The following is a 19,758-nucleotide window of genomic DNA, read 5'->3' as shown; positions in this document are numbered from 1 at the left end:
TGCGGGCGGGGGACGCGACGTGGGCGCCCGGACGGGGTCCGGGCGCTGCACGACGATGCGTACCTGCGTACAGATGTGCGGTGCGCGATGTGCTGCGCGAGAATGTGCTGTGTGGCACGTGGTCCCCGGGGAGGCGCTCCGCCTCAGCCACGCCAGGGGAGCTCGGCCGTGACTCTCGTCGGGCCGCCCACCGGGGAGTCGACGACGAGGACACCGTCCACCGCGTCCAGCCGCTCGGCCAGACCGGCGAGACCGCTGCCCGCCGACAGACCGGCCCCGCCCCGCCCGTTGTCGGTGACCTGGAGCAGCAGCCGGTCGGCCGTACGCCACACGTCGACCGTCGCACGCGTTGCATGCGCATGCTTGCTGACGTTCTGCAGCAGCTCGGACACGGTGAAGTAGGCAATGCCCTCGATGGCCTGCGCGGGCCGGGACGCCAGGTCCACCTCGACCGTCACGGGGACGGTGCATCGGGAGGCGATGGCGGAGAGTGCGGCGTCCAGGCCGCGGTCGGTGAGGACGGCCGGGTGGATGCCGCGGGCGAGATCGCGGAGCTCCTGGAGGGCGACCTTCACCTCGCCGTGTGCCTCGTCGACCATGCGGGCGGCGGCCTCCGGGTCCTCGGCGAGCTTCTCCTTGGCCAGACCGAGCCCCATGGCCAGGGCGACGAGGCGGGCCTGGGCGCCGTCATGCAGATCGCGCTCGATGCGCCGCAGGTCCGCGGCGGCCGTGTCCACGACCACGCCACGGTCCGACTCCAGCTCGACGACGCGCGACGCCAGCCGGGACGGGCCGAGCAGCCCGTACACCATCACCCGGTCCACGGACGCCAGACCGCGGATGATCCACGGGGTGAGGAGGACGAGCACCAGACCGAACGCGCTGGTCGCGGCCAGCTCGAACGGCGAGTCGAGATAGATGTTGTGCGTGGCGTCGCCGTACAGCTGCACGCCGTCGACCCCCGCGTACGCCGGGAAGACCCACTGCCACAGCGGATACGTGAACGCCGCCCACCCGTACGCCCAGAACGTCAACGACACGGTGAAGGCGAAGACCGCCCACGGGAAGTGCAGCAGCGCGTAGAGCAGATGCCGCCAGGACACCCCGCTCTTCAGGACCGCACCCACCCAGGACATCAGGCCGCCCGTCCGGCCGCGCACCGGCGCCGGGTCCGCCACGTCCAGCTTCAGCAGCCCCCGCGCCCGGGCCCGCTCCAGCACGCCGAAGCCGCGGCACATCGCCAGACCGAAGGCGAGGACCGGGATGCCGAGGAAGGTGATCAGCAGGCCCGCGCCGAGCGACGTCATGGTGATCGCGAAGCTGAAGAGCACCACGCTGATCGGCAGACTCAGCAGCAGATAGCCGAACTCGCGCCAGGTCCTGGCCTCCAGCGGCGCGCGCAGCACCGCCGGGAAGAAGTGCTTCACCGGGGGGTTGCTCCCGGGGCCGGCACCGGACCGCTGATGGTCCCGAGTGTCCGGTCCGTATGCCGTGGCCATGGGTGCCGTCCGTTTCTTCTGCTCGGCGGTGGTCTTGTCAGGCACAGCCCGTACAGCGGCTGATACATCAAGGGTGCTGTTCTGCGGGACGGGACACCATGAGGCCGGTATCCCTCTTCGACCGGGGGTTTTCCCCACCCCCGGCCTCCGGGCTGCGGCTAGCGGCGCTCAGCGGCGCCCGCGCCGTCCCGACCCCGGTCCCGGTCCCGCCAGGGCAGCTCGGCGGTAACCGTCGTCGGCCCGCCGGCCGGCGAGTCGAGGACGAACAGCCCGTCGACCGCTCCCAGCCGCTCGGCCAGCCCCGACATCCCCGTACCGCCGTCCATCCGCGCCCCGCCCCGGCCGTCGTCGCTGACCTGGATCAGCAGTCGCTCCGCCGACCGCCACACCTCGACGGACGCCGAACGCGCCCCGCTGTGCTTGCTGACGTTCTGCAGCAGCTCGGACACGGTGAAGTAGGCAATGCCCTCGATCGCCTCCGCCGGGCGCCCCGGCAGGTCCACCCCCACCCGCACGGGGACGGTGCATCGGGAGGCGATGGCGGAGAGTGCGGCGTCCAGGCCGCGGTCGGTGAGGACGGCCGGGTGGATGCCGCGGGCGAGATCGCGGAGCTCCTGGAGGGCGACCTTCACCTCGCCGTGTGCCTCGTCGACCATGCGGGCGGCGGCCTCCGGGTCCTCGGCGAGCTTCTCCTTGGCCAGACCGAGCCCCATGGCCAGGGCGACGAGGCGGGCCTGGGCGCCGTCATGCAGATCGCGCTCGATGCGCCGCAGGTCCGCGGCGGCCGTGTCCACGACCACGCCACGGTCCGACTCCAGCTCGGCGATCCGGCGCTCCAGTTCGTCCGAGGGCGAGAGCAGCCCGCGCGCCATCGCCCGGTCCGCACGGGTGAGCAGACGCGCGGTGAAGGGCAGCACGGGCCACAGAACGAACAGACTCACCAACGTCACCGTGAACGTGAGCACGCCCCAGGGCAGCCGGATGAACGAGTACAGCACCGCCCGCCAGCCCACCGGATCTTTGAGACTCGACCACAGCCACGGGAAGAAGCCCTGGTCACGACGGACCAGCGCCATCGAGCTCGGCTCGTCGATCCCTGTCCCGAGCAGCGCCCGGGCCCGGCCCCGCTCCGCCCTGCCGAGCAGCCGCGCACCCTGCAGCCCGGCGGCCAGCAGCGGCAGACCGATCACCGTGACCGCAAGCCCCACGCCGACACCGATCATGAACACTGTGTAAACAAACCCGGCAATCGCCATCGGCAGATTGGACAGGAGATAAGAGATCTCCTTCCACGTCCACGGATCGAGGGCGAAGCGGGCGGGCGGCAGCCGGTCGCCGTCGGGCACCGGGGGGCTCATGGTCATACGCCCAGCCTGCCGGGCCGTACCCGCGCACGCCATGGGGTTCATGGGTGGGGTGAAGTAGGGATAACCCCACCTCTTGCCCGACGCGGCTGCTTACCGTCTCTTTAGCAGGGCCTAGACTCCCGTGCGTACAGATCGTCGAACAGGTATGAGGGAGCGGAGGGGCGGACGTGGCCTACGTGGCGGACCTGCCGGAATCGACCGTTCTCGCGTCGGATTACTTCGACAGCTACTCGGTGGTCGGACTGCTCGCGCTGATCGGTGTGCTGTTCGTGGCCGTGGCCTTCGGGGCCGGACGACTGCTGCGCCCCGTGGTCCCGACACCGGAAAAGCTCCTCACGTACGAGTGCGGCGTGGACCCCGTAGGTGAAGGATGGGCACATACGCAGGTCCGTTATTACGTCTATGCCTTCCTGTATGTGATCTTCGCCGTCGACTCGATCTTCCTGTTTCCATGGGCGACCGTATTTGCTGCGTCCGGCTACGGCGCGACGACGCTGGTGGAAATGTTCATCTTCCTCGGTTTCCTGGCCGTGGGACTGCTCTACGCATGGAAGAAGGGCGTCCTCGAATGGACGTGACGAGCCCGCAGACCCCCGGGCCGCAGCCCCGGCCCGAAACCACCCTGCTGCCGGAGCCGAAACGGCTCGGCGTGCTGTCCCGGCTCGCGCCGGAGCCGATGAAGGTGGTCCTCAACTGGGGGCGCCGCTACAGCCTCTGGGTCTTCAACTTCGGCCTCGCCTGCTGCGCCATCGAATTCATCGCCGCGTCCATGGCCCGGCACGACTTCATCCGGCTCGGCGTGATCCCGTTCGCCCCCGGCCCCCGCCAGGCCGACCTCATGATCGTTTCCGGCACGGTGACGGACAAGATGGCCCCGGCCGTGAAGCGGCTGTACGAGCAGATGCCCGAGCCCAAGTACGTGATCTCCTTCGGCGCCTGCTCGAACTGCGGCGGGCCGTACTGGGACTCGTACTCCGTGACGAAGGGCGTCGACCAGATCATCCCCGTCGATGTCTACGTACCGGGCTGCCCGCCCCGGCCGGAGGCCCTGCTCCAGGGCATCCTCAAGCTGCAGGAGAAGATCGCCCGCGAGTCGCTGGGTGCCCGGTACGCGACGGGCGGTGGCAGCCGGCCCTCCACCGCCGCACTGCGCAGCGGCCTGGTCGCCGCCCCGCCGACACCGGGGGAGGACCGCAGGTGACCAGCACTTCTGCCACCGGCGCGTACGACAGCCTGCCGGACACCGTCACCGAACTCTTCGGCGAGGACGCCACGGCGGAGCACGCGTACGACCTGCTGACCGTCGACGTCCCGGCCACCGCCTGGATCGCCGCCCTCGAAACAGCCCGCGACCGGCTGGGCTGCACCTACTTCGACTGGCTGAGCGCCGTCGACGAAGCGGGCACCGGCTTCCGCGTCTGCGCCCACGTCGCCGCCCCGGCACACGGCAAGGTTCGCCGGCTCCTGATCCGTACGACCGTCCCGCACGACGCTGCCGTCCTCCCCACGGCCGTCGGCGTCTACGCGGGTGCCGCCTGGCACGAGCGCGAGACGCACGAGATGTTCGGCATCGGCTTCGAAGGCCACCCGCATCTGGTCCCGCTGCTGCTGCCCGAAGGCTTCGAGGGCCACCCGCTGCGCAAGGACTTCGTGCTGGCGGCCCGGGTCGCCAAAGCCTGGCCGGGCGCCAAGGAGCCGGGCGAGTCCGAACACGGCGGACCGAAGCGGCGCACGATGCTGCCGCCGGGCGTCCCCGACCCGAACGAATGGGGCCCCCTCAAGGGCCAGCTCCCACCCGCCCCGACCCGTCCGGCCCGTACCGCCCGGGCCACGGGCGACCGCCCGGTGCGCCGCGCCCGCAGCGTGAGCGAGGGCTCGGCGAGCCAGCAGCCGGAGACGGCAGCACCGGCCGCAGGCACGGAAACCACACCCCCGCCCCCGCCCGCGACCCCGCGCCGCGCCCGCAGCGCGTCCCAGGGCTCGGCGAGCCAGCAGCCGACGGCGGAGCCGACAGCGGCAGCGCCGGAGCTTGAAACGCGCGAGGCGGCGCAGCCGGGCGCGGCGACACCGGCGCAGACCGCGAAGCCGGCAGCCCCGGAGGCCAAGGAGCCTGCGGCACCCCACCCGGAAGCCGACGAGTCCGCGGCGGCCGAGCCGGAAGCCTCGGAGCCGGCCGCGGCGACCCCGGAAGCCGAGGAGCCGGCGCAGACGCAAGCAGCGCTGCAGCGCCGCAGCCCGGATGCGCCCTGGCGCCACGCCCGCCCCGCCTTCGACACCCCCTCCGACGCCTCCGGCCCCGAACCAGGCACCTCACAGCCCCCCCGGCGTCCGAGGAGCGAGAGCCCGGGGGCCGAGCCCCCGGCTCAAGAAGAGGCAGGCAGGGGAGAGGCCCCGCGCAGCGGCCCCAGCCCCACCCCGGAGACCAACCCCGACACCGCACCGCCCACGGACACCCCCGACCAGCCCGAAACCCCCGACCACCCCGCCGGAGGCGATACCGCGTGAACGACGTACTCGACGTCGCCCTCCGGCTCATCATCGTCTTCGCGGTGTTCATGGTCGTCCCCCTCGTCGTGGGCCAGACCGAGCACAAGGTGATGGCTCACATGCAGGGCCGCCTCGGCCCCATGTACGCAGGTGGCTTCCACGGCTGGGCCCAGCTCGTCGCCGACGGCGTGAAATTCGCCCAGAAGGAAGACATCGTTCCGGCCGACGCCGACCGCCGCATCTTCCAGCTCGCGCCGGCCGTCGCCCTCCTCCCCTACCTCCTGGTCCTCGTCGCCATCCCGATCGGCCCGAGCGAGGGCGCGGTCGGCCAGGTGGTCGACGCGGGCATCTTCTTCGTGCTCGCCGTCATGGGCATAGGAGTGCTCGGCTCGCTGATGGCCGGCTGGGCGTCGGCGAACAAGTACTCCCTCCTCGGCAGCCTCCGCACCGCCGCCCAGCTCCTCGCGTACGAACTGCCGATGCTGCTCGCCGCGGCATCCGTCGCGATGGCGGCCGGCACCGTCTCCCTCCCCGGCATCGTCAACGCCTTCGAGTGGTGGTGGCTGCCCTGGCAGATCGTCGGCGCCCTGGTCTTCTTCGTGGCCGGACTCGCCGAACTGCAGCGCCCGCCTTTCGACATGCCGGTCGCCGACTCGGAGATCATCTTCGGCGCGTACACCGAGTACACCGGTCTGCGGTTCGCACTGTTCCTGCTCGCCGAGTACGCGGGCATCGTCGTCCTGTGCGGACTGACCACCGTCCTCTTCCTCGGCGGCTGGCACGGCCCGCTCGGCGCCGAGGGACTCGGCTGGGTCTGGACGCTCCTCAAGACCGCGGTCCTCGCATTCGTCGTCATCTGGCTGCGGGTGAGCTACCCCCGCCTCCGCGAGGACCAGCTGCAGAAGCTCGCCTGGACCGCACTCATCCCGCTCGCTCTCGCGCAGATCGCGCTCACCGGCATCGTGAAGGTGGCGATCAACTAATGCCTCCGATCCCCGGCTCAGGCCTGGCCAAGGGCCTGGCCGTCACCCTGCGGACGATGACGAAGAAGACGGTCACCGCGCAGTACCCGGACGTCCAGCCCGAACTCCCGCCCCGCTCCCGCGGTGTCATCGGGCTGTTCGAGGAGAACTGCACGGTCTGCATGCTGTGCGCCCGTGAGTGCCCGGACTGGTGCATCTATATCGACTCCCACAAGGAGACGATGCCCGCCGCCGTCCCCGGCGGCCGCGAGCGCAGCCGCAACGTCCTCGACCGCTTCGCGATCGACTTCGCGCTCTGCATGTACTGCGGTATCTGCATCGAGGTCTGTCCCTTCGACGCGCTGTTCTGGTCGCCGGAGTTCGAGTACGCGGAGACGGACATCCACGACCTCACCCATGAGCGGGACAAGCTCCGCGAATGGATGTGGACGGTGCCCGAACCGCCCGCGCTCGACCCGGGCGCCGAGGAGCCGAAGGAGATCGCCGCCGCCCGCAAGACGGCGGAGAAACTCGAAGCCCAGCGCGCGCAAGAAGCCGAGCAGGCCAAGGAAGCAGCCCAGCCGTCCCAGCAGGCCCAGGAAGAGGGGGAGGAGTGACACTCGCAGCCACCGCGGCCACGGCCCACCCCGGCTTCCTCTCCCCGACCGGCATAGAGATCGCCTTCGTCCTGGTCGGCATCGCCACCCTCGGCGCGGCCCTCATCACCGTCACGACCAAGCAGCTGGTGCATGCCGCCCTCTGGCTGGTCGTCGCGCTCGGTGGCCTCGCCGTCGAGTACCTCCTGCTCACCGCCGAGTTCATCGCCTGGGTGCAGGTACTGATCTACGTCGGTTCCGTCGTCGTCCTCCTTCTCTTCGGGCTGATGCTCACCAAGGCCCCCATCGGCCACTCCCCGGACGCCGACTCCGGCAACCGCTGGGCGGCCCTCGGCGTGGCGGTCGCCGCCGCGGCGGCCCTCGTCTGGGTCGTCGTCGACGCTTTCCGCACCACCTGGATCGACCTGGACGGACCGGCCCACGGGTCCACCGAGGCAACCGGCGCCTTCCTCTTCCGGCACTGGGTCCTGCCCTTCGAAGCACTCTCCGTCCTGCTGCTCGCCGCCCTCGTCGGTGCCATCGTCCTGTCCCGCAAGCGCAGTAAGGAGCAAAGCTGATGCACCTCGCCTATCCCGCCGTGCTCGCCGCCCTCCTCTTCTGCATCGGGGTGTACGGAGTCCTCGCCCGCCGCAACGCGATCCTCGTCCTGATGTCCGTCGAGCTGATGCTCAACGCCGTCAACCTCAACCTGGTCGCCTTCGACGTCTGGCTCCGCGACGCCCTGCACTCCGGCCAGGCCCTCACCCTCTTCACCATCGCCATCGCGGCGGCGGAGATCGGTATCGGCCTGGCGATCGTCCTCGCCGTCTACCGCAACCGCGGCAGCTCGGACGTCGACCGCCTCCGCGACACCGCCGAAACCGACGCCGCCGAAGCCCTCCCCGGCGACAGCACCGAAGACCAGGCCACTGCTCCGGCAGGGAAGGCAAAGAAGGCAGAGGCCACCGCGTGACCACCACGACCCTCGCCGTCCTCGTCCCCCTCCTCCCGTTCCTCGGTGCCGCAGCCGGCCTGCTCCTCGGCCGCACCGCCCCCGGCTACGTACGCCCCCTCGCCGTCCTCCCCACCCTCGTCGCAGCCGTACTCGCCGTCGTCGTCGCCGCACGCCAGGGCGGCGGCCCGGCCATCGACGCCGCGACCCGGCTCACCCCCACCGGCTCGGTCCCGATCGACCTCGCCCTCCACCTCGACGGCTTCGCGGTCCTCGTCGCCGTCCTGGTCGGGCTCGTCGCGACCTGCGTGCAGATCTACTCGACCGCCTACCTGCGCGACGACCCCCGCTACCCCTCGTACGCGGCCCTCGTCTCCCTCTTCACCGCCGCCATGCTGCTCGTCGTCTACTCCGGCGACCTGATGGTGCTGATGGTCGGCTGGGAGATCATGGGCATCTGCTCGTACTTCCTCGTCGGCCACTACTGGGAGACACCCGAAGCACGCGCCGCCTCCCTCAAGGCCTTCCTGGTCACCAAGCTCGGCGACGTCCCCTTCCTGATCGGCCTGTTCGCGCTCGCCGCCGACACCGGCACCTTCCGGATCACCGGCATCCTCGGTGCCGTCGCCAACGGCGGCCTGGACCATCCCACCGTGATCGCCCTGCTGCTCCTCGCAGGCGTTGCCGGCAAGTCCGCACAGTTCCCCCTGCACACCTGGCTGCCCGACGCGATGGCCGGCCCGACCCCGGTCTCCGCGCTGATCCACGCCGCGACGATGGTCGCCGCCGGCATCTACTTCGTGGCCCGGCTCCTCCCCGTCTTCGCCGAATCCGGCGCCGCCCTCGTCGTCCTCGCCGTGATGGCCGCGGTCACGATGATCGGATCGGGACTCGCCGCGCTCGCCCAGGACGACATCAAACGCGTCCTTGCGTACTCGACGATCGGTCAGCTCGGCTACATGTCCGGTGCGCTGGCCGTCGGCGACCGCGGGGCCGCTGTCTTCCACCTCCTCTCGCACGGCGCATTCAAGGCCGTCCTCTTCCTCGCGGCGGGCGTCGTCATCCACGCCGCCGGGACCAACTCGCTGGCCGCCATGTCCCGCATGGGCGGACTGGCCAAGCGCATCCCGGACGCCTACTGGACGATGACCGTCGCCCTCCTAGCGCTCGCCGCCATCCCGCCGTTCGCCGGCTTCTTCTCCAAGGAAGCCGTCCTCGTCGCCGCCGAACACACCGCGCTCGGCGACCGACACGTCGCCCCGGCCGCCGCCGGCTGGACCGTCCTCGTCGCCGGTCTGCTCGCCGCCGTCCTCACCGCCGCATACGCCACCCGCCTCTGGCTCCTCGCCTTCCGCGGCCGCGGCGCCGAGGTCCCCGACCACGGCAAGCAGCCCATCGCGATGACCGCCGTCCTCTGGGTCCTCGCCATCCCCACCATCGCCTTCGGACTGACCGTGGGCGTGATCACCGACTGGTTCGACGGCCACAGCCTCACCCCGTCCGTGACCACCGCCGTCCTGTCCACCGGCGTCGCCCTCGTCGGCGGCCTGGTCACCTACGGTGCCTGGCGGCACACCACGGCACTCGCCGCCCGCACCCCCGTCGGCGCCGTCGTCACCCACCCCGACGCCGAACCCGCACTCGTCGAGGCCGAGGCCATGACCCACCACACCGCCGGCTACGGCGACACCCCGGGCACCCCCGACCCGGCCGACCCGGGCCGCCTCCTGCTCGGCCCGCTCCACCGCCACGCCGCCACCGGCTTCCACCTGGACGCCCTCTACACACAACTGTTCGTCCGCCCCGTCCAGGCCGCGGCGAGCCTCGTCCGCTTCCTGGACCGCGAGGTCGTCGACACCTACGTACGCGGCTCCGGCACCGGCGCACGCTGGCTCGGCACCGCCGTCCGCCGCGCCCAGACCGGCAATGTGCAGACCTACCTCAGCGCACTGCTCGCCGGTTCCCTTGTCCTGGCGATCGCCGCCGTCGTTTTTGCCACCGTCAACGCCGGGGCGTGAGCCGTGATCGATATCAGCGAATCCGTGATGCAGTTCCTTCTCGCGTTCATCGTCGTAGGCCCGCTCATCGGCGCCGTCGCCGCCCTCCTGCCGGCCCCGCCCGGGCTGCAGGGAAAGAGCCCCGACCAGGCCGTGCTCCGCCACGGCGTGACCGTCACCGGCGCGATCCTCATCGCCGCGATCGTGCTGGCCCTCGGCTTCGACCACGACCACCCGTCGAAGATGCAGGCCACCACCGACATCAGCTGGATCCCGGCGCTCGACGTCCGCATCCACCTCGGCATCGACGGCATCTCGCTCCCCCTTCTCGTACTGACCGCGCTGCTGACCTTCCTCTGCGCGCTGTACAGCTACTTCAAAATGCCCGACGGCCCCTCCCCGAAGGCCTTCGTCGCACTCGTCCTCGTCCTCGAGTCCGGCACCCTCGCGACCTTCGCCGTCCTCGACCTGCTGCTGTTCTTCCTGGCGTTCGAGATGGTCCTCATCCCGATGTACTTCCTCATCGCCCGCTGGGGCGGCGCACAGAGGCAGGCCGCCGCCTGGAAATTCATCCTCTACACGCTGCTCGGCTCCGTGATCATGCTGCTGGGCCTCCTCCTCATCGGACTGAAGAGCGGCACCTTCGACATGGTGGCACTCGCCACTGACAACGGCCGAGGACTCACCTCGTCCGTGCAGGTCATCGCCGTACTCGCGATCGGCGTCGGACTCGCCGTCAAGACCCCGATGTGGCCGCTGCACAGCTGGCTGCCGGACGCCCACACCGCCGCCCCGACCGTCGGCTCGGTGCTCCTCGCAGGCGTTCTGCTGAAAATGGGTACCTACGGATTCGTCCGCATCCTCCTGCCCATCGCCCCCGACGGGATGCACACCTTCGCGCCGTACCTCGCCGCGTTCGCCGTCGTCGGCATCGTCTACGGATCCCTCGCCTGCCTGGCCCTCGCCCGCCCCGGCTCAAAGGGCGACCTGAAGCGGCTGATCGCCTACTCCTCCGTCGGCCACATGGGCTTCGTACTCCTCGGCATCGCGACCATGACCCCCACCGGCGTCAACGGCGCGCTCTTCGCCAACATCGCCCACGGCCTCATCACCGGCCTGCTGTTCTTCCTGGTCGGCGCCGTCAAGGACCGGTACGGGACCGCCGACCTCGACACCCTCTCCGGCGCCACCGGAGCTGCCCTCTACGGCCGCGCCCCCCGCCTCGGCGGCCTCCTCGCCTTCGCCGCCGTCGCCTCGCTCGGCCTGCCCGGGCTCGCCGGGTTCTGGGGCGAGATGCTCACGCTGTTCGGCGCCTTCGACCCGGCCCAGGGCCTCAGCCGCCCGGCCTTCCTCACCTTCATGTCGATCGGCGCCTTCGGCACCCTGCTCACCGCCGCATACATGCTCATCGTCGTACGCCGCGTCTGCATGGGCGAGAAGCGCGAGGAACCGCACCCCATCGCAGACATCCAGACGTACGAATTCGCCGCCTGGACCCCGCTCGCCGCCCTCACCGTCCTCGCCGGCCTGTGGCCCGCCGCCCTCCTCGGCCTCACCGACCCGGCCGTGCAGAAGCTCCTCGCAGGAGGCAAGTCGTGACCACAGCGGCCGACAGCACCACCAGCCTCGTCCAGTCCGTCGACTGGCTCGCCATCGCGCCCCCCGTCATCGTCGCGACGGTCGCCCTGATCATCCTCGTCGCCGACCTCTTCCTCCCCGAGGAACGCAAACCCCTCCTCGGCCGGGCGAGCATCGCCGGACTCGTCGCCGGACTCGCCTTCCTCATCCCGCTGCGCGACGGCAACCACTCCACCTTCTGCCTCACCACGGGAACCGGCACCGAAGCCTGCAGCTACACCGCCGACCACTTCGCCCTGATCATCCAGGTCCTCGTCCTCGGCGGCGCCCTGCTCACCGCGCTGCTCTCCCTCGGCGACACCCGCAGACTCCCCGCCGGCGAATTCTGGTTCCTGCTCCTGTCCTCCGCGGCGGGCGCCGCACTCCTGCCCGCCGCCCGCGACCTCGCCACCCTTGTCGTCGCCCTCGAAGTCGCGTCCCTGCCCGCCTTCGCCCTCGTCGGCATCAAACGCGACGACCGGCGCTCCTCCGAGGCGGCCCTCAAGTTCTTCCTCTCCTCCGTCGTCGCGACCGCCGTGATGCTCCTCGGCGTCAGCTTCGTGTACGCGACGACCGGCACCCTGCACCTCACGGAACTCGCCACCCTCCTCCACGACGTCCCCGATCAGTTCTCCACCCTCGCCGAGGCGGGCGTCGTCCTCACTCTCGTCGGCTTCGCCTTCAAGACGGCCGCCGCACCCTTCCACTTCTGGGTCCCCGACACCTACGTCGGCGCCCCGCTGCCGGTCGCCGCCTACCTGTCGGTCGTCGGCAAAGCCGTCGGCTTCTCCGGCCTGATCCTCGTCACCGTGATCGCGTTCCCGTCGTACGCAGATGTCTGGGGACCGGCCCTCGCCGTCGTCGCCGCCCTCACCATGACCATCGGCAACGTCGCCGCCCTGCGCCAGACCGCCACCCGCGCCCGCAGCGCCGTGCGCCTGCTCGCCTGGTCGTCCGTCGCCCAGGCCGGCTACCTCCTCGTGCCGATCGCCTCCGCCGCGTACTCCAGCGACGAACAGATCGGCTCCACCGTCGCGTACGCCCTCATGTACGCCGTCGTGAACCTCGGCGCCTTCGCGGTGGCCGCCCTCGTCGCCCGCACAAAACCGGACAACCGCCTCTCCGACTACCGAGGCCTGTACGCCACCCGCCCGCTCACCGCCCTCGCGATGGGCTTCTTCCTGCTCTGCCTGGCGGGCCTCCCACCGGGCATCGTCGGCCTCTTCGCCAAGGTCACGGTCTTCTCCGCGGCCGTGGACGCAGGACTCGGCTGGCTCGCGGTCGTCATGGCCGTGAACGTCGTGATCGCGCTCTACTACTACCTGCAGTGGACGACGGCGCTGTTCCGCACCCCGGAAGAGGCCGAGCCGGCCGCCCCGGGCCCGGCCGCCGCCCTGGCAGGCAGCCCGGCGGCTGCGGTGCAGACCCTGCGCGCACCCGTGGCGGCACCCGTCTCCCTCACCGCCGCGATCGCCCTCACCGCCGCAGTCGGCATCGTGCTCTCCGGCGCCCCGCAGCTGGTACTCCGGTTCGCCGCGGTCAACCTCTTCTGACCGCACGCCCCGCCCAAGATCGGTTTGCCCCGGGCGGACCGAACAGGGCAGGGTCATGCCCGCACACGACACAGACGTATGACACATCTGTGCGACACACACGCACACACCGAAGAGGAGCGAGAGCAGTGCTGAACGGGTTCAAGGACTTCATCCTGCGCGGAAACGTCATCTCCATGGCGATCGGACTCGCCGTCGGAGCCGCGTTCACCGCAGTCGTCACCGGCTTCAGCACCGCCTTCATCACTCCCCTGATCGGCCTCGCCACCGGCTCGGTCGGTGACTTCAGCACGGCGAAGTTCACGGTGGAGGGCGCCGAATTTCCGTACGGAAAGTTCCTCGCCGCCGCCATCGCCTTCCTGATCACCGCAGCAGTGCTCTACTTCTGCGTCGTCGTCCCGATGGCCAAGGTCCAGGACCGCTTCGCGCCCAACAAGGACCAGAAGGTCGACATCAAGGCCGCCCTGCGCGACTGCCCCCGCTGCTACACCGAGATCCCCGCCATCGCCTCCCGCTGCGCCCACTGCACCAGCGAGATCAAGCCCGACCCCGAGGCACTCGCACTCGCCGGCCTCCCCGCCCAGCGCTGACCCACCCCGCGCCGCCCCACCCCGCGCGCCCCCGACACCCATACGGCCCAATGCCTGCTCCGGCCCGAACAGCCGGACAGGCCACCGGACACGGCCCGCCCTCCGGCCGCACGCACAAGGGAACTAGCTCTCCTCGCCTGGCGTTGACCAGTACAGGAGGCTCCACTGGGGAGTGGAGCACCACCAGCAAAAGGGTTCCCCTGCTGCACCACTTGGAGGGCGTACCGTGCACCGCCGGCACAACGGGCTGAAAACCGCCGTACTCCTCGGGGGCCTGTCAGCACTCATCATCGTCATCGGCAGCTTCTTCGGACGTACAGGCCTCGTCGTCGCGCTCGTCGTAGCACTGGGCACCAACGCCTACGCCTACTGGAACAGCGACAAGCTCGCACTCAGAGCCATGCGGGCCCGCCCGGTCAGCGAGTTCGAAGCACCACAGCTCTACCGCACCGTCCGTGAACTCTCCACCGCAGCCCGGCAGCCCATGCCACGGCTCTACATTTCCCCGACCCAGGCACCCAACGCATTCGCCACCGGACGCAACCCGCGCAACGCGGCAGTCTGCTGCACCGAAGGCATCCTCCAGATCCTGAACGAACGCGAACTGCGCGGCGTCCTCGGCCACGAGCTCAGCCACGTCTACAACCGCGACATCCTGATCTCATCCGTCGCCGGAGCACTCGCCTCCGTCGTCATGTTCCTGGTGAACTTCGCCTGGCTGATCCCTGTGGGCCGATCCAACGACGACGAAGGTCCCGGCATCCTCGGCATGCTGCTGATAATGATTCTGGGCCCCCTCGCCGCCTCCGTCATCCAGCTCGCCGTCAGCCGCTCCCGCGAGTACGAAGCAGACGCGTCGGGCGCCCAGCTGACCGGCGACCCCCTGGCCCTCGCCAGCGCCCTGCGCAAACTGGACGCCGGAACAAAACAGCTCCCGCTGCCCCCCGAGCCGAAGATCGAGACCGCGAGCCACATGATGATCGCGAACCCGTTCCGCCCCGGCCAGGGCATGTCCAAGATGTTCTCGACACATCCGCCGATGGCGGAGCGCATCGCCCGACTCGAGCAGATGGCAGGTCATCGCCCGTGAAGACAATCCTGAACGTCATATGGCTGGTCCTGTGCGGCTTCTGGATGTTCCTCGCCTACATAGCCGCCGGCATCCTCCTCTGCATCACCATCATCGGCATCCCGTTCGGCCTGGCCGCCTTCCGTATCGGCCTCTACGCCCTCTGGCCCTTCGGCTACACAGTCGTCGACCGCCGCGACGCCGGCGCGCCCTCCTGCGTGGGCAACATCCTCTGGCTGGTCCTCGCCGGCTGGTGGCTCGCCCTCGGCCACATCACCACCGGGATCGTCCTCTGCCTCACGATCATCGGCATCCCACTCGGCATCGCCAACTTCAAACTGATCCCGGTGTCCCTCATGCCCTTCGGCAAGGAAATCGTCCGGACGGACCAGCCGTTCGCCGGACGGTAACGCAGACAGGACAACGGGACAGCGAGGCGGCACAGCCCGCCGAAGACCACCTCGCCGACCCGCCACGGGCCCACTGTCAGTGCCGTCGTCCACCATGAACCCATGAACCACACCGCATTGCTCACAGCCATCGAGAAGACGGCGCACACCACCTTGCGCCGGGCGAAGCACCCCCTCCCCACAGCCCTGACCACCGAAGACGTGGCCCGTGCGGCAGCGACCCCCGGCCTTCCCGTGCCGCCACCGCCCACCGCTCTGCGCACCCGCATCACCAACGGCGGACTCGGCCCGGAACGCGGGCTGCCCCGCACCGGCGGACCCAACCCCCACGGGCAACAGGCCGTCGTCGCCCTGCTGGACGGAACCGGCTGGTACGGAGACGACCCCGACGACGACACACTGGAACCGCAACCCTGGCCGGACTACAACGCCCGCACCTGAGCCCGCTGTGACCTGCCGCTCTTTCCGCTCAACCGGCAACCACGCAGGCCTGCGCAACGTCTTGGGTTTCACAACCAGGCGAAGGGTAGGTTCCGCAACATGAGCATCATCGGTTGGATCATTCTCGGACTGCTGGCCGGAGCCATAGCCAAGATCCTGCTCCCCGGCCGTGACCCGGGCGGGCTGGTCGGCACCACCCTCATCGGAATCATCGGCGCCTTCATCGGCGGCTGGATATCGTCGCGCTTCCTCGACCGCCCCATCTCCAACGGCTTCTACGACACCGCGACGTGGATCTCCGCCATCGGCGGCTCACTGGTACTGCTCATCATCTACCGGCTGCTCTTCGGGAACTCACGCGAACGTCACTGACGCCCGCCCCCACCCGGTCCGCCCAGCCCGGTCTCACGCAGCGTCACATTGAGCCGGCCGCCGCTCATACCCGTCGCAGGATCGGCGGTCCCCGGACAGACCTTCGGCACACCGTGAAACGCCAAACGTGACGGCCCGCCGAAGACGAACAGGTCACCGGAAGCCAATTCCACATCCGTGTAAGGCCGTCCACGGTCCTCCGTATTGCCGAAACGGAAGACACATGTATCGCCGATGCTGAGCGAGACGACCGGAGCGCCCGACCGCTCCTCCTTGTCCTGGTGCATACCCATCCTCGCTGCACCGTCATAGAAATTGATCAGTGCAGTGTCCGGCGCATACGTCGCGGCCAGGTACTCCTCCCCGTACGCCTCGACCAGCGCCGCCCGCCCCAACTTCGCCAACCAGTCCGGGAATGCGGCCACCCGGGCACCGTTCACATCATCCGCGGTACGCGAGTAGCGGTACGGCTGCCAGTGCCAGCCCACACAGACCGACTGCACGGACATCACCCCGCCACCCGGCAACACCGTGTGCCGCAGCGGCACGGGCCCCCGCGCCCACGCCCGGCACGCCTCGACCAGCCCCCGCTGCCGCTCGACCGACAGCCACTCCGGCACATACACCGCCCCCGGCGCCACAATGGTCCGCGGCCTGGGGAAGAGACCCGCCATTCAGCACACCGCCCTTCGGTACTCAGCCGCTCGGCACACACCCAGGGAGCGCACCGCCCTCAGCGCACCACCGGAGCACCTTCCAGCCCCAGAAGCTGTTCTTTGCGCTCCAGGCCGCCCGCGTAACCCCGCAGCGCCCCGTCCGCACCGATTACTCGGTGGCACGGGCGCACGACCAGCAGAGGGTTGCGCCCGATCGCGGTCCCCACGGCCCGCACGCCCGCCCCGGGCGCGCCGATCCGCTCGGCAATCTGTCCGTACGACACCGTCTCCCCGTACGGAACGGTGTCCAGCGCGCCCCAGACCCGGCGCTGGAACTCCGTGCCCTGCCCCGCCACGTACGCGATGTCGAAGTGAGTCAGCCGGCCCTCGAAGTACGCCCGCAGCTGGGCGGTGATCCCGGCGAAGGCCTCCGGCGCGTGGATCCAGCCGTCCTGGACGACCGCGGCACCCTTCTGGCCGGGCATGGAGAGCGACGCGAGCGCCACACCACCCGCCTCGGCGGTTGCCTCCTCGCCGACCAGCAGCAGTTCGCCCAGCGGGCTGTCGACGGTCGCATGCATGGTCATGGCCGGTCCCTCTCTTCTCCGTACAGGGCGACGAGTCACCGAGTCACCTGAATCGCACGAATTTCCCGATTCTTCGTTCCTTACGGACAAGTCTGCGCCCGTCCGGCCCATACGACCGGCGGTATTCGGACATCGCATCAGGAGGTGCGAGGCCAGCCGGCACATGCCACCCGCCCCGACCCCGCGCCGTGCCCGGCCGGACGACCGAAGGGCCTACCGGTAGTTCACGAACTGCACGGCGAAGTCGAAGTCCTGGCCCTTCAACAATGCCTGCACGGCCTGCAGGTCGTCCCGGCTCTTCGAGCTGACCCGCAGCTCATCGCCCTGAACCTGCGCCTTGACGCCCTTCGGACCCTCATCGCGAATGATCTTCGCCACCTTCTTGGCGTTCTCCTGGGAGATGCCTTCCTCGATCGTGGCGAAGATCTTGTACTCCTTGCCGGACAGCTGCGGCTCGCCCGCGTCCAGCGACTTAAGCGAGATGCCCCGCTTGATCAGCTTGGACTGGAAGATGTCGAGGATCGCCTTCACGCGCTCCTCGCCGTTCGCCTCCATCAGGATCTTCTCGCCGGACCAGGAGATCGAGGCGCCCGTGCCCTTGAAGTCGTAGCGCTGCGAGATCTCCTTGGCGGCCTGGTTGAGGGCGTTGTCGACCTCCTGCCGCTCGACCTTCGAGACGATGTCGAAACTGGAGTCGGCCATGACGTGTGGCTCCTTGCGTCGTATGCGGTGGGATACAGGGCAAAGCCTAGCCACCGTCGACCGCCGCGAGCACTGATCAATCAGGTGGCGGAGCACCCCCGGTCATCAGGTATCGTTTACGTCGTCGCCAAGGAGCCCCAGTCAAACGGAGTTCCGATGCGTCGTTCGAGGCGGTGTGCCCGAGTGGCCAAAGGGAGCAGACTGTAAATCTGCCGGCTCAGCCTACCCAGGTTCGAACCCTGGCGCCGCCACACGAACAAAAGGGTCTGTGACCAGCGGAAACGTTGGTCACAGACCCTTTCGCTTTGGGTGGGGCTCGACAGCTCGTTATGGGGTCTTTGTCTCACCTTGTCGCGTCAGATCTCGCGTGGTGACCAGCTTGTGTGGGGCAGGCGTGGGGCTGCGTTCAGCGGGCTACCTTCCGCCCCGCAGCGTCGCTTCGATCCGGGCGTTCGCCGTCGCCGCGGCACCATCCAGACACTTGGCGTAGACGCGGAACAGTACGGCCACGCTGTGGCCGGCGCGTTGCGCCACCACCTGAGGTTCCACGCCCGAACTGAGCCACGTCGAGACTGCCGCATGACGTAGGTCGTATGGGCGTTTGGCCAGCGAGGAACTCCGCTGGGCAGGCGTCAGGGCGCAAGCGGGCTTCTGCCCATACCTCGCCGTACCCGGTGTCCTGGATCAGCCCGTCGCGCTGGGTGCGGAAGAGTCGACCATCGGGGGCCACTCCGTAGGTGAAGTTCCCCCACCTGTCCCCCGACAGCATTGAACTTCCAGGCTGGACCAGGTCAGGATGGATATAGGCGACCCTCTGCAAATCTGTCGACTGCCGACACCAGGTGGCTTGCCGGGCCGTCTCTGGGCCGTCGGAGGGTGCCCCAGGGCAACCAGCGACGACCATCAACGACCACTCCTCCGCAGGCCAGCAGCACGACGAATTGCATCGTCGGAGATGGCGGACCCGCCCGCCCCGTCCCCTGGGACGTGTTGCGGGTCTGCGTCTGCCGCCCGAGCGGACCCGGCAGTCTCATTCGCCGCCGTTCGCGGCTGTTCAGCTCTCCTGCAGCCCCCTTGGGGACCGGCCCACGAACGACCGTGAACAACGGCGAACAGGTCCGTGCAGAGTTCGAAAGCGTGCCCCGCCCAAGGTGGCATCTCGGCGCTGACCTGGCAACGCGGTCTTGAAAGCCGGGCCGCACCACGTAGCTGGAGCGGTGTGGGCACGATGAAGGGCATGACGGACGAGGAGGACAGGCAAGCGGCTCTCCGCCTTGCTAATCGGGCCCACGAAGTCGGGCGCGCGTACGGGTTAGAGCCCTTACGTCAGGTGATCCGCCAAATCAGCCGCGGACGTTGGGGCCGCCAGAAAGGCTGGCCTCGTGTCCCCACCTTGGAGACCCCATGGCAGGACACGGTCTCCCCGGCTCGGACTGGTTGGCGCCAGCGCGCGGCCCGGTTGGACGGGGAAGTCGTGTTCGGTGTCGACTACAGGGTCTGCCGACGCTACGGACTTGGGTGGGTTGAGGAGCCGCACACGGACCCCGAGTACGAGCGGTGTGGACTCGCCAGAGCAGGTTTGACCGCCCTTCGCAGCGACCACCCAAACGTGGCATGGCACATGCTCGGAGGCCACTTCGTGAGCGCGCAGGCGTTCTGGAAAGCCGTAGGCACCGGAGTGCCGGGGGCTACCAACAGCGTTCACCCTGCCCCATCCTTGATCTTGTGTGGGTATCCCCGGCTTCAGCCGGGGAGGGAAACGCATCTTTGGAGCGGAGGCGCGGAGCGCCGGAGTTCTCTTCGTCTGGGGGGGACGGTCAGATAGGGCGCTTCTGGCCCTCGATGTACTGCCGTATCACGGTCAGCGGTGCCCCGCCGCAGGAGCCCGCGAAGTAGGAGCG

Annotated in this window: 20 protein-coding genes, 1 tRNA gene and 1 pseudogene; 16 read left to right on the top strand and 6 right to left on the bottom strand. The window is 69.5% G+C overall.

The window, feature by feature from the left end; translation table 11 throughout:
* Positions 1 to 143: 143 nt before the first annotated feature.
* The gene (locus tag ABZV38_RS24620; RefSeq protein WP_356330339.1) at positions 144 to 1,499 is read right to left on the bottom strand and encodes a sensor domain-containing protein; all 1,356 of its coding nucleotides are present in this window, start codon (positions 1,497 to 1,499) and stop codon (positions 144 to 146) included.
* A 158-nt stretch (positions 1,500 to 1,657) separates the two neighbouring features.
* On the bottom strand, positions 1,658 to 2,863 hold the full coding sequence (locus tag ABZV38_RS24615) for a sensor domain-containing protein (protein WP_356330267.1): 1,206 nt from the start codon (positions 2,861 to 2,863) through the stop codon (positions 1,658 to 1,660).
* A gap of 179 nt (positions 2,864 to 3,042) precedes the next feature.
* Between ABZV38_RS24615 and ABZV38_RS24610 the strand changes: the two genes are divergently transcribed.
* The 15 genes from ABZV38_RS24610 to ABZV38_RS24540 all read left to right on the top strand — a co-directional run bounded on the left by ABZV38_RS24610 (position 3,043) and on the right by ABZV38_RS24540 (position 15,912).
* Positions 3,043 to 3,444, top strand: a complete 402-nt coding sequence (locus tag ABZV38_RS24610) for an NADH-quinone oxidoreductase subunit A (protein ID WP_356330337.1) — start codon at positions 3,043 to 3,045, stop codon at positions 3,442 to 3,444.
* Positions 3,435 to 4,067, top strand: a complete 633-nt coding sequence (locus ABZV38_RS24605) for an NADH-quinone oxidoreductase subunit B family protein (RefSeq protein WP_356330264.1) — start codon at positions 3,435 to 3,437, stop codon at positions 4,065 to 4,067. Before ABZV38_RS24610 ends, ABZV38_RS24605 begins: the two co-directional genes overlap by 10 nt.
* Positions 4,064 to 5,371, top strand: coding sequence for an NADH-quinone oxidoreductase subunit C (locus tag ABZV38_RS24600; protein WP_356330262.1), 1,308 nt, complete (start codon positions 4,064 to 4,066; stop codon positions 5,369 to 5,371). The genes ABZV38_RS24605 and ABZV38_RS24600 overlap by 4 nt, the downstream gene beginning before the upstream one ends.
* The gene (locus tag ABZV38_RS24595) at positions 5,368 to 6,336 is read left to right on the top strand and encodes a complex I subunit 1 family protein (RefSeq protein WP_356330261.1); all 969 of its coding nucleotides are present in this window, start codon (positions 5,368 to 5,370) and stop codon (positions 6,334 to 6,336) included. Before ABZV38_RS24600 ends, ABZV38_RS24595 begins: the two co-directional genes overlap by 4 nt.
* Positions 6,336 to 6,932 (top strand): 4Fe-4S binding protein, encoded by a 597-nt coding sequence (locus tag ABZV38_RS24590; RefSeq protein WP_356330259.1) that lies wholly within the window; start codon positions 6,336 to 6,338, stop codon positions 6,930 to 6,932. The genes ABZV38_RS24595 and ABZV38_RS24590 overlap by 1 nt, the downstream gene beginning before the upstream one ends.
* Positions 6,929 to 7,489: an NADH-quinone oxidoreductase subunit J gene (locus ABZV38_RS24585; RefSeq protein WP_356330257.1), complete on the top strand. Its 561-nt coding sequence runs from the start codon at positions 6,929 to 6,931 to the stop codon at positions 7,487 to 7,489. The genes ABZV38_RS24590 and ABZV38_RS24585 overlap by 4 nt, the downstream gene beginning before the upstream one ends.
* Positions 7,489 to 7,884, top strand: a complete 396-nt coding sequence (nuoK, locus tag ABZV38_RS24580; RefSeq protein WP_356330256.1) for an NADH-quinone oxidoreductase subunit NuoK — start codon at positions 7,489 to 7,491, stop codon at positions 7,882 to 7,884. Before ABZV38_RS24585 ends, nuoK begins: the two co-directional genes overlap by 1 nt.
* Complete coding sequence (locus tag ABZV38_RS24575) at positions 7,881 to 9,881, top strand: NADH-quinone oxidoreductase subunit L (RefSeq protein WP_356330254.1); 2,001 nt, start codon at positions 7,881 to 7,883, stop codon at positions 9,879 to 9,881. The genes nuoK and ABZV38_RS24575 overlap by 4 nt, the downstream gene beginning before the upstream one ends.
* A gap of 27 nt (positions 9,882 to 9,908) precedes the next feature.
* A complete protein-coding gene (locus ABZV38_RS24570; protein ID WP_356330335.1) occupies positions 9,909 to 11,459 on the top strand; it encodes an NADH-quinone oxidoreductase subunit M in 1,551 nt (516 codons plus the stop codon).
* Positions 11,456 to 13,030: an NADH-quinone oxidoreductase subunit N gene (locus ABZV38_RS24565; RefSeq protein WP_356330252.1), complete on the top strand. Its 1,575-nt coding sequence runs from the start codon at positions 11,456 to 11,458 to the stop codon at positions 13,028 to 13,030. The genes ABZV38_RS24570 and ABZV38_RS24565 overlap by 4 nt, the downstream gene beginning before the upstream one ends.
* A gap of 128 nt (positions 13,031 to 13,158) precedes the next feature.
* Complete coding sequence (locus tag ABZV38_RS24560; RefSeq protein ID WP_356330250.1) at positions 13,159 to 13,620, top strand: MscL family protein; 462 nt, start codon at positions 13,159 to 13,161, stop codon at positions 13,618 to 13,620.
* Positions 13,621 to 13,846: 226 nt separating this feature from the next.
* Complete coding sequence (gene htpX / locus ABZV38_RS24555; protein WP_356330248.1) at positions 13,847 to 14,710, top strand: zinc metalloprotease HtpX; 864 nt, start codon at positions 13,847 to 13,849, stop codon at positions 14,708 to 14,710.
* Positions 14,707 to 15,099 (top strand): YccF domain-containing protein, encoded by a 393-nt coding sequence (locus ABZV38_RS24550; RefSeq protein WP_356330246.1) that lies wholly within the window; start codon positions 14,707 to 14,709, stop codon positions 15,097 to 15,099. Before htpX ends, ABZV38_RS24550 begins: the two co-directional genes overlap by 4 nt.
* Positions 15,100 to 15,201: 102 nt before the next feature.
* Positions 15,202 to 15,540, top strand: a complete 339-nt coding sequence (locus ABZV38_RS24545) for a hypothetical protein (RefSeq protein ID WP_356330244.1) — start codon at positions 15,202 to 15,204, stop codon at positions 15,538 to 15,540.
* 99 nt (positions 15,541 to 15,639) lie between these two features.
* On the top strand, positions 15,640 to 15,912 hold the full coding sequence (locus ABZV38_RS24540) for a GlsB/YeaQ/YmgE family stress response membrane protein (protein ID WP_356330243.1): 273 nt from the start codon (positions 15,640 to 15,642) through the stop codon (positions 15,910 to 15,912).
* Here the strand turns inward: ABZV38_RS24540 and ABZV38_RS24535 are convergent.
* The 3 genes from ABZV38_RS24535 to ABZV38_RS24525 all read right to left on the bottom strand — a co-directional run bounded on the left by ABZV38_RS24535 (position 15,906) and on the right by ABZV38_RS24525 (position 17,857).
* Entirely contained in the window at positions 15,906 to 16,586 is a 681-nt protein-coding gene (locus ABZV38_RS24535; protein ID WP_356330241.1) for an alpha-ketoglutarate-dependent dioxygenase AlkB, read from the bottom strand. The two genes, ABZV38_RS24540 and ABZV38_RS24535, sit on opposite strands and share 7 nt — an antisense overlap.
* 59 nt (positions 16,587 to 16,645) lie before the next feature.
* Positions 16,646 to 17,155, bottom strand: coding sequence for a methylated-DNA--[protein]-cysteine S-methyltransferase (locus tag ABZV38_RS24530; protein ID WP_356330239.1), 510 nt, complete (start codon positions 17,153 to 17,155; stop codon positions 16,646 to 16,648).
* A gap of 213 nt (positions 17,156 to 17,368) precedes the next feature.
* Positions 17,369 to 17,857 (bottom strand): YajQ family cyclic di-GMP-binding protein, encoded by a 489-nt coding sequence (locus ABZV38_RS24525; RefSeq protein ID WP_030926258.1) that lies wholly within the window; start codon positions 17,855 to 17,857, stop codon positions 17,369 to 17,371.
* 169 nt (positions 17,858 to 18,026) lie between these two features.
* Between ABZV38_RS24525 and ABZV38_RS24520 the strand changes: the two genes are divergently transcribed.
* Positions 18,027 to 18,108, top strand: a tRNA-Tyr gene (locus ABZV38_RS24520).
* Positions 18,109 to 18,271: 163 nt separating this feature from the next.
* Here ABZV38_RS24520 and ABZV38_RS24515 read toward each other — a convergent pair.
* Positions 18,272 to 18,593, bottom strand: a pseudogene (locus ABZV38_RS24515) (site-specific integrase); the annotation flags it as partial.
* Positions 18,594 to 19,758 lie beyond the last annotated feature (1,165 nt).

Origin of the sequence: Streptomyces sp. NPDC005181 (assembly GCF_040608395.1) — a bacterium.
Taxonomy (GTDB): Bacteria; Actinomycetota; Actinomycetes; order Streptomycetales; family Streptomycetaceae; genus Streptomyces.
Note: the sequence above shows the minus strand (reverse complement) of the source record. Positions and strands in the feature narration are given on the sequence as shown.